Origin of the sequence: Luteimonas aestuarii (genome assembly GCF_004357985.1) — a bacterium.
In the GTDB taxonomy this organism is placed as follows: Bacteria; Pseudomonadota; Gammaproteobacteria; order Xanthomonadales; family Xanthomonadaceae; genus Luteimonas; species Luteimonas aestuarii.
The window spans coordinates 1-13,639 of the sequence record NZ_SMTF01000004.1; the positions used below are offsets into that span (position 1 = coordinate 1).

Annotated in this window: 12 protein-coding genes and 1 pseudogene; 4 read left to right on the top strand and 9 right to left on the bottom strand. The window is 68.6% G+C overall.

Annotated elements, in window-relative coordinates:
* Positions 1–1,846 (bottom strand): annotated as a pseudogene (locus tag E2F46_RS07075) (DUF11 domain-containing protein); the annotation flags it as partial.
* A 400-nt stretch (positions 1,847–2,246) separates the two neighbouring features.
* On the opposite strand from E2F46_RS07075, the gene E2F46_RS07080 reads away from it, so the two are divergent.
* Positions 2,247–3,521, top strand: coding sequence for a sensor histidine kinase (locus E2F46_RS07080; protein ID WP_165967388.1), 1,275 nt, complete (start codon positions 2,247–2,249; stop codon positions 3,519–3,521).
* 27 nt (positions 3,522–3,548) lie between these two features.
* On the opposite strand, the gene E2F46_RS07085 is transcribed toward E2F46_RS07080, so the two are convergent.
* Together E2F46_RS07085 and dksA are read right to left on the bottom strand one after the other, a co-directional pair.
* A complete protein-coding gene (locus E2F46_RS07085; RefSeq protein WP_243720343.1) occupies positions 3,549–4,214 on the bottom strand; it encodes a response regulator transcription factor in 666 nt (221 codons plus the stop codon).
* 378 nt (positions 4,215–4,592) lie between these two features.
* Positions 4,593–5,606, bottom strand: coding sequence for an RNA polymerase-binding protein DksA (dksA, locus tag E2F46_RS07090; RefSeq protein WP_133321387.1), 1,014 nt, complete (start codon positions 5,604–5,606; stop codon positions 4,593–4,595).
* 97 nt (positions 5,607–5,703) lie between these two features.
* On the opposite strand from dksA, the gene yidD reads away from it, so the two are divergent.
* The 3 genes from yidD to E2F46_RS07105 are packed head-to-tail and all read left to right on the top strand — an operon-like array spanning position 5,704 to position 8,152.
* Positions 5,704–5,964, top strand: a complete 261-nt coding sequence (yidD, locus tag E2F46_RS07095) for a membrane protein insertion efficiency factor YidD (RefSeq protein ID WP_207949547.1) — start codon at positions 5,704–5,706, stop codon at positions 5,962–5,964.
* Positions 5,961–7,307 carry a dihydroorotase gene (locus E2F46_RS07100; RefSeq protein WP_133321389.1) on the top strand — a complete coding sequence of 449 codons (1,347 nt, stop codon included), beginning with the start codon at positions 5,961–5,963 and terminating at the stop codon, positions 7,305–7,307. The genes yidD and E2F46_RS07100 overlap by 4 nt, the downstream gene beginning before the upstream one ends.
* Positions 7,304–8,152 (top strand): M23 family metallopeptidase, encoded by an 849-nt coding sequence (locus tag E2F46_RS07105; RefSeq protein ID WP_133321390.1) that lies wholly within the window; start codon positions 7,304–7,306, stop codon positions 8,150–8,152. The genes E2F46_RS07100 and E2F46_RS07105 overlap by 4 nt, the downstream gene beginning before the upstream one ends.
* 182 nt (positions 8,153–8,334) lie before the next feature.
* On the opposite strand, the gene folE2 is transcribed toward E2F46_RS07105, so the two are convergent.
* The 6 genes from folE2 to efp all read right to left on the bottom strand — a co-directional run bounded on the left by folE2 (position 8,335) and on the right by efp (position 13,577).
* The gene (gene folE2 / locus E2F46_RS07110) at positions 8,335–9,231 is read right to left on the bottom strand and encodes a GTP cyclohydrolase FolE2 (protein ID WP_133321391.1); all 897 of its coding nucleotides are present in this window, start codon (positions 9,229–9,231) and stop codon (positions 8,335–8,337) included.
* 126 nt (positions 9,232–9,357) lie between these two features.
* Positions 9,358–10,026, bottom strand: a complete 669-nt coding sequence (locus E2F46_RS07115) for an isoprenoid biosynthesis enzyme family protein (protein ID WP_133321392.1) — start codon at positions 10,024–10,026, stop codon at positions 9,358–9,360.
* Between the two features lie 158 nt (positions 10,027–10,184).
* A complete protein-coding gene (locus tag E2F46_RS07120; protein ID WP_133321393.1) occupies positions 10,185–10,853 on the bottom strand; it encodes a phosphoglycolate phosphatase in 669 nt (222 codons plus the stop codon).
* A complete protein-coding gene (gene ubiG, locus E2F46_RS07125) occupies positions 10,850–11,569 on the bottom strand; it encodes a bifunctional 2-polyprenyl-6-hydroxyphenol methylase/3-demethylubiquinol 3-O-methyltransferase UbiG (protein ID WP_133321394.1) in 720 nt (239 codons plus the stop codon). Before ubiG ends, E2F46_RS07120 begins: the two co-directional genes overlap by 4 nt.
* Positions 11,570–11,662: 93 nt before the next feature.
* Complete coding sequence (locus E2F46_RS07130; protein ID WP_133321395.1) at positions 11,663–13,006, bottom strand: TRZ/ATZ family hydrolase; 1,344 nt, start codon at positions 13,004–13,006, stop codon at positions 11,663–11,665.
* A gap of 4 nt (positions 13,007–13,010) precedes the next feature.
* Positions 13,011–13,577: an elongation factor P gene (gene efp, locus E2F46_RS07135; RefSeq protein WP_133321396.1), complete on the bottom strand. Its 567-nt coding sequence runs from the start codon at positions 13,575–13,577 to the stop codon at positions 13,011–13,013.
* Between the last annotated feature and the right edge of the window lie 62 nt (positions 13,578–13,639).

Here is a 13,639-nt window from a genome sequence, read left to right on the forward strand (position 1 = left end):
CCGTCACCGTCAGCGTGTAGGCGATCGTCTCGCCCGGCGCCACTTCGCTGCCGGACGCCGGATCGGCACTCTTCGCCACCGCGATCGACGCCGGCACGACCGGATGCTCGGTCTCGCACGCCGTGCACTCGGGCTCCGGATCGGTGCCGCCGGGCGGTGTCGTCGCCACCACCACGTTGCCCACCGCGCCCGTCGCGTCGGCATCCACCGTCGCGCTGTAATCGAAGGCATGGGTGCCCACCGCGGCGCCGGCCGCCAGCACGCAGGTCACCACCTGGCCGGCCGCCGAACAACCGGCCGGCAACGCACCGTCCAGGGTCAGGCCCGCGCCCAGCGTATCGGTCAGTGTGATCGCGTCATTCGTCGCCGCGTTCGCCACCGTCACCGTCAGCGTGTACCCGATGGTGTCGCCCGGGCTCACCGTCGTGCCCGAGGCCGGGCTCGAGGTCTTGGCGATGCTGGTTACCGGGCCGAGCGGCGTGGTTTCCTCGCAGTCGTTGCCTGCCGCCGCACAGTCGATGTGGCCGTTTGGAAACGTCACCGCGTTGGCGATGCTGGACACCGCCGACGGCAGCGGATCGTCGATCTGCACCACGAAGCGCAACCCGGCACTGCCGTTTGCGGGCACGTTGAGCGCGCTGGTGTTGGTGCAGGCAGTGCCAGCACAGGTGAAGTCGTTGCCAGCGGCCACATAGGACGTGTTCGCCGGCAGGGTTTCGGCAACATCGCCGGAAAACAGCGTGCCCGCGGCACCACCGGCATTGCTGATGGTGATCGCGTACGAGAGCACGTCGCCCGGAGCGACAGCGCTACCGGCGACATACGGCTGGCCGTTTACCTCGGCCAGCGTCTTCTCGACCGACAACTCGGGTTCGGCAATGGCCGGGAACGCACAGGACGCCAGGTCGCGGGAACCGCTTGCCCCGGTCGGTGCCTGCGGCGTGAGGATGCCGGTGGCCTGGTCGAAGGCGAAGTACTGGCTGGGTGCGGAGTTGTTGGCCACATACAGCCGCCCGTCATCACCGAATGCAACGCCAGCCCATTGGATCGTCGACGGCTGTCCATTGAGCAGCGGGCGCGTCTGCCGTGTGGCCTGCGGGCTGCCCGGCGTGGAGAAGTCGATGCGATACAGGTCCTGTCCGGCTGCGATCCAGCCGAATCCGTCGGCGTCGAATGCCAGGTCGCCCGAACTCAGGTTGGTTGGCGCGAAGTCGTATTGCAGGTTGCCGATGTTCTGCGCGCTGTAGCCGAAACCCGTTGCGTTGGCGGTCAACCGGTACACCACCGGCGAAGCGCCCCCGGCGACCAGGTAGCCGACGCCATCGGGAGCCATGCCGGCACGAGGGAAATCGCTGCTCGGCAGCCCGGACGCGAGCGCCTGGTACCAACCACCATTGCCGGCGTCGTAGGCCCAGACCATCGAACCGGTGCTGGCGTGGAACAGCAAGCGGTCCCTGACCGGATCGATCATCAGCGCGTTGACGTTGCCACCCACCGTCGGCAGCGCCAGTTCGGGCACCATCGCATCGGCGGACGCCCCCGGCTCGTAGCGCCAGATTTCCACGCCGTTGACGATGCTGTAGATCGCGTTCGCCGTCGCACTGCCGGCCGGTGCGGCGCAGAAGCTGTAGCCGCCTGCCGCCGAGATCGTGACCGTTGCGGTACCGGTGTCGTTGTCGGGATCGATGTCGTTGGTGCCCGCCGGCGGGGCGACGGTCGCCACGTTGGTCAGCGATGCCGATTGCGCGAGGGCGGGCGCTGCCGCCAGCGTCATGACGCCGGCAACGAGCGCCAGCAAGAGACCTGCGGCGGCCGCCTTGGCCTGCCCGAAACCGTTTGAAGACACCTTCAACCCCCTAGGAAAGTCCGCGGCAGGTCCGCGCACGGGCGTGCACGAACGCCGCGATTCGCCACGCGAGTGACGACAAGCGGCATGCAGTCCATTCCCGGATACCTCGTCGAAGCGAGGTGCTGGATCCCCCCTGATCCGGACTTGCGGCATCGAAGCCCATCACACGGATGGCGACGCCGAAGTGCGCGCACTGTAGATGCGGGCGGCAACCCCGACAATCGCAAGTCGCTCACGATTGCTCACATTCGGTGAGTTACGCGGCCGCGCATTTCGGCAATCATTCCCGTCGTCCACACGTGAGGCACCTGGGATGGCACGAAGCGGGATCAGGCAATGGCTGCAGGCCACGAGGATCGACGACCCGGTCGATCGCCGCAACGCACCGATGCTCCAGGTGGTGCTGCTGGCACTTGGAACCTTGCCGCCGGTGCTCTGGCTTTACCGCATTTTCGGCACCCAGATTCCCTGGCGGCCCGGGGAAACCGTCAGCCTCTCCGCCAGCCTCCTGATCAGCAGCATCGCGCTGTGGTCTGTCATGTTGATCCGCCGCGGGCGGTTCCAGTGGGCCATCCGGCAGCTGATGCTGCTGGTCGCGGTCATCCTCGTTGTCTCGTATGCACTCACCGGGCTGGGCGCGCACGTGTTCGAAATGCCCGTGCAGGTGCTGTGGCTCTTCGTCGCCGGGATGATGATCGGACGCAAGGCGCTGTGGAGCATGTATGGCGCTTTGGTGCTTGCGCTGATGCTTGGCGCCGGCGCCGATGTCAGGAACGAAGCAATGGCCCCGGGGCATGCCTTCGGCGACGCCGTGATCCGCAGTGTGATGTTCCTGCTGATCGCGCTGGTGATCGACCGCAGCGTCGCGGCGTTGCGTGAATCCCTGAAGGACGCGATGGCGCGCAGTGCCGAATTGGAGCAGGCCAATGCGCAGTTGCTGGAAGAGATCAACGCGCGCGAACAGGCGCAGGCGCAGGTACTGCACGCGCAGAAGATGGAAGCGGTTGGACGCATGGCCAGCGGACTGGCCCACGACTTCGGCCATCTGCTGACCTTGGTTGACGGATACGCGGCCAACGCCGTCAAGGCCACGTCCGAAGACGAGCGCACGGCGGCGTTGGAAGGCGTGCGTTCCGCCGCTGCCCGCGCCGATGCACAAGTCGGCAGGCTGCTGCATTTCGCTAGACGCGACCCAGGCCTCGCCGAGGGCTTCGACGCAGCGGCAACCATCCGTGACATCGCACCGATGCTGCGCCAGACCCTGGGCGCGGCGAACCGCCTGGAGCTCGGTCTCCCGGAACCGCCGGTGCCGATACGCCTCGATCGAGAGCAGTTCGCACTCGTGCTGCTGAACCTGGCAGCCAATGCCGCCGACGCCATGCCCGAGGGCGGGCGGTTCGTACTGGCCGCACGTGTGGTGGACGGCACCACGTTGGAGATCGCTGCCGGCGACGACGGCGGCGGCGTTCCCGAGCCGCTGCGGGAACGCGTCTTCGAACCCTTCTTCACGACCAAGCCACCCGATCACGGCACCGGTCTGGGTCTCGCGGTGGCCCGCGACCTGGTCGAGGCGGCGGGAGGCAGCCTGACGCTGGATCCCGGCGGAAGCGCATCGGGCGCGATGTTCCGTATCCGGTTGCCACTCGACGTCCAGGCCTCGCTGGGACCGTGACCAGTGCCGCGCGGCAGCGCGACACTCCTATCGTTCGAACAGATAGCCGACGCCGCGCACGGCCTTGAGCGGCAGGGCCTCTCCAGAGACATCGATGCATTTCCGTCGCAGGCGATAGACCAGCATCTCCAGCCGATGCGGATCGAAGCCTTCGACGTCGCTGGTCAGGTGGGCGATCAGCGTTTCACGGCTGACCGGCTGGTTCGGCCGGGTCGCCAGCAGGCCCATGATCTGGCGCTCGGCGTGATTCAGCGCCACCGTTGCACCCGACGGCGTCGACAGCGACCATCCATGACGGCGGAGTGCCCAGCCGCCCCCATTCGGCGCGTCCGGCATCTCGCGACCAGCCTGCCGTGCGCGCACATTGCGCAGCGTCTCGATCAACTCATCCATGTCGAGCGGCTTGACCAGGTACGCGTCGACGCCCGCGCGCAGCGCCCTGATCCGGTCGACACTGCGCCCATGCCCGGTATACATCACGATCCCGAGCGACTGCGACAGTTCCCGGAGATGGCGCGCGATCTCGACGCCATCGTCGTCGGGCAAGCCGACATCCAGCAGCACCAGATCGAAGTGCGAGCTTGCCCACATTCGATACAGCTGCAGCGCGTTCGCCAACCCAACCGCGTCGAAACCCGCGTGGCGCAGTGCCGGCAGCATGATCTTCTCGCGAAGTTCCTCGTCGTCCTCCACGATCGCAAGGCGTGGCTCGGAAGACTCTTGTTCGCTATCGATCGGGGTCATCTTCGCCGGGAAACTCGTCTCGCTTGAAGGTCGGCATGTGCGCGCCGACCGGGAGGCACCGGGGCATGCGCAACGGGGACGACACGTCCAGCATACCCGCTGATGCGTTTTCGATGCAGCCCGGCCAGGACGCGGCAAGCGCCGCACAACGTCTGGTGCACATGCTGGTGCACTCCTGCGCACCAGTGCTGCACAACGCCTGCGCCCGGCGGATTGCCCGTTCGATGGCGAACGATGGCCCGTTCCGCGGAATGCCGGGGCGCCATGCCAGCCGATGTCGACGCCACCAGACGAACAACCCCGCATCAGCGGGGTTGTGGGTCAGGCTCAATCGCCCATCTGCTTCTGCATGTGTTCCCAGCGTTCCTGGGCATCGATGGTGCGCTCGGCCTGTGGCCGGGCCTCGAGGCGATCCAGGCCGATTTCCTCGCCGGTCTCGACGCAGTAGCCGTAGTCGCCCTCGTCCACGCGACGGATGATGCTCTCGATCTTGCTGATCAACTTGCGATACCGGTCGCGCGTGCGCAGCTCGAGGGCGTTCTCGGTCTCGCGGCTGGCGCGCTCGGCTTCGTCGCCGACATCGCGCACTTCGTCCTTGAGGTTCTCGATGGTCTGGCGCGACTCGTCGACCAGCTCCTCGCGGCGCGACAGCAGCTTCTGCCGGAAATACTCCAGTTGCAGCGGATTCATGTACTCCTCGTCCGCGCTGGGCTTGTAGCCGGCGGGGAGGATCGGACGCCCGGTTTCCGGATCGTTCTTGTACGGCACCACCTTCACCTTGGCCTTCGGGGCGGGCGCGGCGGGCTTGGACACCACGGCCACGGCCACCTTGCCGGCGGGACGGACCACCGACGGCCTGGTCGGCGCAGCCTTGGTTTCGACGGGCCTGGCGGGCTTGGCAGCCTTCGGGTCGGCCTTGGCCGGCACAGGGGCCTTCGCCTTCGGCGCAGTCTTCACGGCAGGCGCAGCGGCCTTCTTCGCGACCGGCTTCGCCGCAGGCGTGGGCCTGGCAGCGGGCGACGGCTTGGCCGGCGCAGCCTTATTCGTGGGCGTAGCCTTCCTGGCGGGCGCAGCCTTCTTGCTGACCGGCGCAGCCTTCTTCGCGGGCGCGACCTTCCTGGCCGGTGCGGCCTTCTTCGCGGGCGCAGCCTTCCTGGCGGCTGCCTTCTTCGGTGCCGGTGCCTTCTTCGCCGGCGCAGCCTTCCTGGCAGGTGCCTTCTTCACGGCGGCCTTCTTGGCGACGGGCTTCTTCGCGGCGGGCTTGGCCTTGGCGGCGGGCTTGGACGACTTGGTTGCCTTGGCCGGCTTGGCGGCCTTCTTGGCGGACTTCTTCACTGCCACTTGACTGGAATCCTCTGGTTCCCTTTGACGGGAAAGCGCGCTGTTATACCCTGCCCCGGCGGCAGCGGCAACCGCGACCGCCCCCTCAGACAGCCTCGTGATCGACCGTTTCCTCATCTTCGTGCTGCGCGGCTACAAGCGCTTCATCAGCCCGCTACTGGGGCCGCGCTGCCGTTTCGTCCCCAGCTGTTCCGAGTACGCGATGACCGCGATCGGCCGCTTCGGCGCGCTGAAGGGCAGCTGGCTGGCGATCCGCCGGCTGGGCCGCTGCCACCCGCTCCACCCGGGTGGGTTCGACCCCGTGCCCGGCCACCCTGACGCCCCGGGCTGCTGCCCCGCCCCCAAGGACCCGACATGACCGACACCCTGATCGTCAACGCCCGCCTGGTGAACGAAGGCCGCGAGTTCGACGGCGACCTGCGCATCTGCGGCGACCGCATCGCCGAGATCGGCAGCGGCCTGTCCGCGCGCAATGGCGACACCGTGGTCGATGCCGCCGGACGCCGCCTGTTGCCGGGGATGATCGACGACCAGGTGCACTTCCGCGAACCGGGCATGGAGCACAAGGCCGACATGGCAACCGAGTCGGCGGCTGCGGTCGCGGGCGGGCTGACCAGCTTCATGGACATGCCCAACACCAGCCCGCCGACGCTCAACGATGCCGCACTGGAGGACAAGTATTCGCGTGCCGCCGGCCGTGCCCGCGCCAACTACGGTTTCTACTTCGGCGCCAGCAACGACAACCTGGCCGACGTGCGCGGCATCGATCCGAAGGCCACCCCCGGCCTGAAGGTGTTCATGGGCGCGTCCACCGGCAACATGCTGGTCGACGACCCGGAGACGCTGGACGGCATCTTCCGCGACACGCCGGTGCCGATCATCACCCACTGCGAGGACACGCCGACGATCGACGCGATCCAGGCGCAGTACCGGGCGAAGTACGGCGACGACATCCCCGCCGAATGCCACCCGGACATCCGCTCGCGCGAGGCCTGCATCAAGTCCACGCGGCTGGCGCTGGCGCTGGCGCGCAAGCACGACACCCGGCTGCACGTGCTGCACATCTCCACCGCCGACGAGCTGGCGTTGTTCGAGCACGGCCCGATGATCCGCGCCGACGGCAGCCGCAAGCGCATCACCGCAGAGACCTGCATCCACTTCCTGCGCTTCGACCGCCGCGACTACGCGCGGCTGGGCCACCAGATCAAGTGCAACCCCGCCATCAAGGACCCGGCCGACCGCGAGGCGATTACCCGCGCGCTGGCCGAGGACGTGCTGGACGTGCTGGCCACCGACCATGCGCCGCACACCTGGGACGAAAAGCACAATCCCTACGTGCGCGCGCCCAGCGGACTGCCGCTGGTGCAGTTCGCCCTCAACGCAGCACTGGAATGCGTGCATGAAGGCAGTTTCAGCACCGCGCACCTGGTGCAGAAGTTCGCGCACGCACCGGCGCAGCTGTTCGACGTCAAGGAGCGCGGCTTCCTGCGCGAAGGCTATTTCGCCGACCTGGTGCTGGTGGAGGACACGCCGTTCACCGTGAAGCGTGAAGACGTGCTGTCCAAATGCGGCTGGTCGCCGTTCGAGGGCACCACGTTCCGCTCGCGCATCGCGTCCACCTGGATCAACGGCGCGCTGGCTTGGGATGGCACCGCGCTCGTGGGCGGACCCCGGGGGCAGCGGCTGGAGTTCGATCGATGAGCTTCCGCACGCTCGCCGCCGCCACCGCCTTGCTCGCCTGCGGCATCGTTGCCACGCCGCACGTGCCGGCACGGGCCGAAACGTCCCCGGCCGACACCCGCATCGTCTTCCCCGCAAGCGTGCAGCAGGGATCGATGGTGATCGGCAAGGTGCCGCCTGGCAGCCGCGTTGAGTATGCCGGCCGCACGTTGCGTACCACCGGCTACGGCAGCGTGGTGTTCGGAGTAGGCCGCAACGAGACCGGCCCGGCGACCGTCACCGTCACCCGGCCCGATGGCAGCCGCGAAACCGCACGCGTCGCCGTGACCGCGCGCGACTGGCCCGAGCAGCGCATCAATGGCGTACCGCCGGCGACCGTGAACCCGCCACCCGCGATCGCCGAACGCATCCGCCGCGAGCAGGCACGCGTGACCGAAACGCGCACCCGCGACGATGCCCGCGCCGATTTCGTGCAAACCTTCATCTGGCCGGTCGAGGGACGCATCAGTGGTCGCTTCGGTCGCGCCCGCGTCTACAACGGCCAGCCCGGTTCGCCTCATTCGGGCATGGACATCGCCGCGCCCACCGGCACGCCGGTCAAGGCCCCGGCCGCCGGCATCGTCACCTTCGCCGACGGCGATCTCTACCTGACCGGCGGCACCCTGCTGATCGACCACGGACACGGCATCAGCAGCAACTTCCTGCACCTGTCGCGGATCGACGTGAAAGTGGGCGATCGCGTCGAACAGGGGCAGGTGGTGGCCGCGGTGGGATCGACCGGGCGGTCGACGGGGCCGCATCTGCATTGGGGGATGAACTGGTTCGACGTCCGCATCGATCCGCAACTGGTGCTTGAACGGCGATAACGTCGTCACTCACTGCCGTCACGCGTGGCGACGCGTTCGTCATCATCGCAATGCTCAGGTCCGCTCGGCGCGGTTCGACGTACGCATCGATCCGCAACTGGTGCTTGAACGGCGGTAACGAGACCGTCTTTCCATGTCACGCATGGCGAGACGAGCTCCGTCGTCGCGCCAGTCCCGCCCGGTCAGGCGTTGCGCCCGCTGACGCGCGCCACGGCATCGTGGGCGTGCAGGCTTTCCAGGTGCGACACCGTCGCGTCGTAGTGTTCGACACGCGCGTCGCCTGCCAGCACGGCGGCGATGCGGCGCGCAGAGTCCTCGCAGAACATCAGGTTGGCGGCGTTGAGCGCGGCGAAGGCCTGTTCGTCCTCGCGCTTGACCGCGGTCTGCACCGGCGTGCCCAGCGCGGCTTCCACGGCGTCCACCAGCGACGCCAGCGGCAGCTCGTCGAAGGCGGGGCGCAAGCCGACGGTGATCGTGGCGCGGCTGCGTTGCGCATGCGGCGTGGCCGCCAGACCGCGTTCGGAGGCCAGCCAGTCACGGACGCCTGCGGCCGGCACGGCACCCGAGGTCGCGAAATCCTCGGCGAAGCGATCGGCGTTCAACTGCCGCGACAGCGCCGCGGACGCCGGGCAGGTGCTGGAGTAATCGACCGAGAAGGTCATGTCCAGCGCCAGATGGCCGTCTGCCAGCGTGGCGACGATTTCCACCGGATACGCCTTCCAGCCGCTATTGTCGCTGGCCAGCGCCCGACGCTTGAGCAGATGCTCGTAGCGGATCGCAATGCGCGCGCGGGTGGACAGGCCCTGCTGCGAGTCGATGCAATCCTGCAGCACCCGACGCAGGCCGGCGTGGCTGGGGGACTCCGCGGTCAACGCATCCTGAAGGCGCAGGTACAGCCGCGACATGTGGATGCCGCGGACGTCGGCATCGCGCAGGTCCACCGCGATGTCCACCGCCGCCGGCACCTGCATCGCGACGCCCGCCTCGCCCGCGATGCGCACCGGCAGCGCGATCCGGTCCATGCCCACCCAGTCGAGGGTGCGCGCCGCGCGGGCGGCATCGCCGGCGACATCGGGCATCTGGCGTTGGGGCTGGCTGTTCACAAGGGATGGCTGGGTGCGGGGCGGATGCACAGTCTAACGGTCCGGCCCGGAACGCCCCTGCAACGCTGCGTTTCCTTGGCCCGGCCCAGTGCATGCCCCGTTTCAGGCGCCGCGCGCGGCGCGCCAGCCTGCGAACAGCAGCCGCAGCGCCGGCATCCTCGCGGGAGCCGACGGGTGCTTGGCCAGCATGCGCAGGCGCTCGCGCAGCACGACCCGTTGCAGGCGACGGGGACCGGTCATCGACGTGGCTCGACCGTGCGGGGGAACCTGCGGCAAGGCTGGCGCTGTCTCCCCTTGCTCCAGCGCGCGTTCGATGCGCTCGCATGCCGCCAGAGCGGCGATGTCCTCCGCGGTCGGCGCAGGACCGTCGAACAGCGCCGCTTCGCAGGCCAGCACCGCGGATGCGAAGGATTCGAGTGCCGACGCATCATCGTCGGCCGATGCAGGCCGCCGTGTCGCCGGCAATGCCGAAAGCGACGATGCCAGCACGCCCCAAGGCGCATCGAGCTTCTGCAGCGTGTCGCCCAGCGGGTGGCGACGCGCGCCGCGGCTCCATCCGCGCAGCTCTTCCTGCCACCAGGCCAGCTTCGCCAGTCCGGGCGCGGGATCGCTGCCCCGCCACGCGGCATCGCGCAGTTCCTGCAGCAATGCGAACCAGGCCGCCACGCGCTGGCGCTGCGCCACCGGCACGAATACCGCCACCAGTGCCCACTCCGGCCAGCGCTGGCGCCATTTGTCGATGAAACTGGCGAGGGACGCGGAATCGTTCATGCGCACATTGTAGGAAGGAACGCGACGTTGCCGCCGCACCCCAGCCCTCCCCCGCACGCGGGGGGTATCCGTTGCGTGCTGGCGAGGCTGATCGAATCGCCCGCTTCTGCTCCCTCCCCCGCAGGCGGGGGAGGGCTGGGGTGGGGGCACTTCAGCCGCTAGGGCCAGGCCGCAGGCGACAGCAGATCGTCGGGGCGTTCCACCATCACGTCGCCCTGCCATGCCGCGGGGTCGTCGTCGTCGAGGCGATACCCCCACAGCGCCACCACCGACGGCATGCCGGCCGCGCGCGCGGCATCGATGTCACGCCGGTCATCGCCCACGTACACGCAGTCGCCGGGGGCGATGCCGATGGCATCGGCCGCGTGCTGCAGCGGCAGCGGGTGCGGCTTGCGTTCGGCCAGCGTGTCGCCACCGACCAGCACGGCGCTGCGCGTGTCCCAGCCCAGCTGCGGCAGGATCTCGCGCGCGAGGTACTCCGGCTTGTTGGTGACGATGCCCCAGCGCACGCCGTCGGCCTCCAGTGCCAGCAGCATCGCTTCGATGCCGTCGAACGGACGGCTGTGCCGGCCCAGTTCGTCCGCATACACCGACAGGAACTCCGGCACCATCGCCGGGATGTCCTCGGGCGCCACGTCCGGGAAGGCGGCCGATGCCATCGCGCGCGCGCCGCGCGAGACATGCGGACGGATGGCCGCAAGCGTGACCGCCGCACGACCGCGCGTCGCACGCATGCGGTTGACCGTGGCCAGCATGTCCGGCGCGCTGTCGAGCAGGGTGCCATCGAGGTCGAACAGCACGCCGCGCGGGAATCGCCGTCCGCTCATGCCGGCTTCAACGCGCAGGCCACGTAGTTCACGTCGGTGCGCGAGACGATGCGCGCGGCATTGCGCCATGGCTCGTACATCAATCCGCTCACGTCTTCCAGCTCCAGCCCGGCCGCACGCAGCCATGCCGCGAGTTCGGATGGCTTGATGAAGTCGCTGTAGCTGTGAGTGCCCGTGGGCAGCAGCCGCGCGATGTACTCGGCCCCCACGATCGCCAGCGCGAATGCGGCCGGCGTGCGGTTGAGCGTGGACACGAACAGCCGGCCACCCGGCTTGAGCAGGGTGGCGCAGGCCTGCAGGATCGCGCCGGGATCGGGCACGTGCTCCAGCATCTCCATGCAGGTCACCACGTCGAACGCGCCGGGCTGCTCGTCCGCCAGCGCCTCGACCGCCTGCACGCGATAGTCGACCTTCACGCCGGATTCGAGGCTGTGCAGCCGCGCCACCTTCACCAGGTCGTCGGCCAGGTCGATCGCGGTGACGTCGGCGCCGGCTTTCGCCATCGACTCGCTGAGCAGCCCGCCGCCGCAGCCCACGTCGAGCACGCGCGATCCCGCCAGCGATGCACGCTCGGCCACGTAGCCAAGCCGCGCCGGGTTCAGCGCGTGCAGCGGCTTCTGCGGACCCTGCGGGTCCCACCAGCGGTTGGCGAGCGCCGCGAACTTGTCCAGCTCCTGCTGGCGGTAGTTGTCACCCTTGGAGGCGGTCGCGGTCATGGCGGTGTTCCTGTGTGCTGCGGTGGCATGCGCGCTTGGGCGCATGGTGATCCATGGTCGATCCGGGCGCGGAGGCGGCGCCAGCGAAGACGCCTACGTGATCTCGACGGCGGCGATGCGCGCCCGCCACTGCTTCGCATTGGCGACGATGGCCGCCACGTCCATGTCCACCAGTTCGCGCTGGCGCAGCCGCGCCTTGCCGGCGATCCACACATCGGTCACCTGCTGGCGGCCGGTGGCATAGACGAGCTGCGAGACCACGTGGTGCAACGGCTGGGTTTCCAGCGCCGACAGGTCGATGCAGGCCAGGTCCGCCTGCTTGCCCGGTTCGATCGACCCGACCAGGTGGTCGAAACCGATCGCCTTCGCGCCGCCCAGCGTCGCCGCACGCAGCGCGGTGAAGGCGTCGAATCCGGCGGCGTCGTTGGCGACCGCCTTGGCCAGCAGCGCCGCGGTGCGGGTCTCGCCCACCATGTCGAGGTCGTTGTTGCTGGCGCAACCGTCGGTGCCGATGGCCAGGGTCACGCCTGCACGTTCAAGCGCGCAGGCCGGGCAGAAGCCGGAGGCCAGCTTGAGGTTCGATTCCGGGCAGTGCACCACGCTCACGCCGCGTTCGGCGCACAGGTGGATCTCGGCATCGGTCAGTTGGGTCATGTGCACCGCGATCAGGCGGTCGTTCACCAGGCCCAGGCGGTCCAGCCGCGCCATCGGGCGCTGCCCATGCTGCTCGATGGACTGCTGCACTTCCTGCGCGGTCTCGTGCAGGTGCAGGTGCACCGGCACGTCGAGCTGGTCGGCCAGCACGCGGATGCGTTCGAAGTTGGCGTCGTTGACGGTGTACGGTGCGTGCGGCGCGAATGCGGTGTCGATCAGCGCATCGCCGCGCCACTGGTCGTGTACCTCGCCGGCCTTGTCGAAGTACTCGTCGTCGGACTTCGCCCACGCCGTGGGGAAATCGATCACCGGCAGGCCGATGCGCGCGCGGAAACCGTGCCGGCGGTAGGTCGCCGCCTGCACGTCCGGGAAGAAGTAGTTCTCGTTGACGCAGGTGGTGCCGCCGCGAAGCATCTCGGCGATGGCCAGGGTCACGCCATCGGCCACGAACTCCGGGCCGATCACCGCGCCCTCGACCGGCCAGATGTGCTGCTGCAGCCAGACCTTCAACGGCAGGTCGTCGGCGACGCCGCGCAGCAGGGTCATCGGGTTGTGCGTGTGCGCGTTGACGAAGCCCGGTACCAGCGCGGCATCGGGCCGCGACACGGTGTCCTTCGCATCGAAACGCGCACGGGCCTCGGCGATAGGAAGCACGGCGACGATCGCGCCGTCGCGCACCGCGACCGCGTGGTCTTCCAGCACCACGCCATGCGGTTCCACCGGCACCACGTGGCCGGCTTCGATCAACAGGTCACAGGGTTCGCCCGGTCCGGCCTCGCGCATGGGTTTATTTCACCCGCGACACATATTCGCCGGAACGGGTGTCGACCTTGATGGTTTCTTCCTGCCCGACGAACAGCGGCACGCGGACCACGGCGCCGGTTTCCAGCGTCGCAGGCTTGCCGCCGCCGCCGGAGGTGTCGCCGCGCACGCCCGGGTCGGTCTCGGTGATCTTCAGCTCGACGAAGTTGGGCGGGGTGACCTGGATCGGCACGCCGTTCCACAGCGTCACCACGCAGGTCTCCTCGCCCTTGAGCCACTTGCGGGTGTCGCCGATGCCGGCCTCGTCGGCCTGCACCTGCTCGAAGCTCTCCGGGTTCATGAAGTGCCAGTACTCGCCGTCGGAGTACAGGTACTGCATGTCGGTGTCGACCACGTCGGCCACTTCCAGCGAGTCGGTCGCCTTCATCGTCAGCTCGACCACGCGGCCGGACTTGATGTTGCGGTACTTGATGCGGGTGAAGGCCTGGCCCTTGCCCGGCTTGACGTACTCGGTCTCGGTGATGATGCAAGGGTCGTTGTTGACCAGGATCTTCTGTCCGGTCTTCACGTCGTTCATGCCCAGGCTGGCCATGGAATCTCCTGATGGGGCCGCCCGCGGGCAGCTAGAATGATGGAATGAGGATGTCCGGCACG

Excerpts from the sequence above, each read along its gene's own strand:
- ubiG (WP_133321394.1), bottom strand. The coding sequence starts at position 11,569 with ATGACCGCGACCGCCTCCAAGGGTGACAACTACCGCCAGCAGGAGCTG.
- E2F46_RS07105 (WP_133321390.1), top strand. The coding sequence starts at position 7,304 with ATGAGCTTCCGCACGCTCGCCGCCGCCACCGCCTTGCTCGCCTGCGGC.
- E2F46_RS07130 (WP_133321395.1), bottom strand. The coding sequence starts at position 13,006 with ATGCGCGAGGCCGGACCGGGCGAACCCTGTGACCTGTTGATCGAAGCC.
- folE2 (WP_133321391.1), bottom strand. The coding sequence starts at position 9,231 with ATGCCCGATGTCGCCGGCGATGCCGCCCGCGCGGCGCGCACCCTCGAC.
- E2F46_RS07120 (WP_133321393.1), bottom strand. The coding sequence starts at position 10,853 with ATGAGCGGACGGCGATTCCCGCGCGGCGTGCTGTTCGACCTCGATGGC.
- E2F46_RS07115 (WP_133321392.1), bottom strand. The coding sequence starts at position 10,026 with ATGAACGATTCCGCGTCCCTCGCCAGTTTCATCGACAAATGGCGCCAG.
- E2F46_RS07100 (WP_133321389.1), top strand. The coding sequence starts at position 5,961 with ATGACCGACACCCTGATCGTCAACGCCCGCCTGGTGAACGAAGGCCGC.
- efp (WP_133321396.1), bottom strand. The coding sequence starts at position 13,577 with ATGGCCAGCCTGGGCATGAACGACGTGAAGACCGGACAGAAGATCCTG.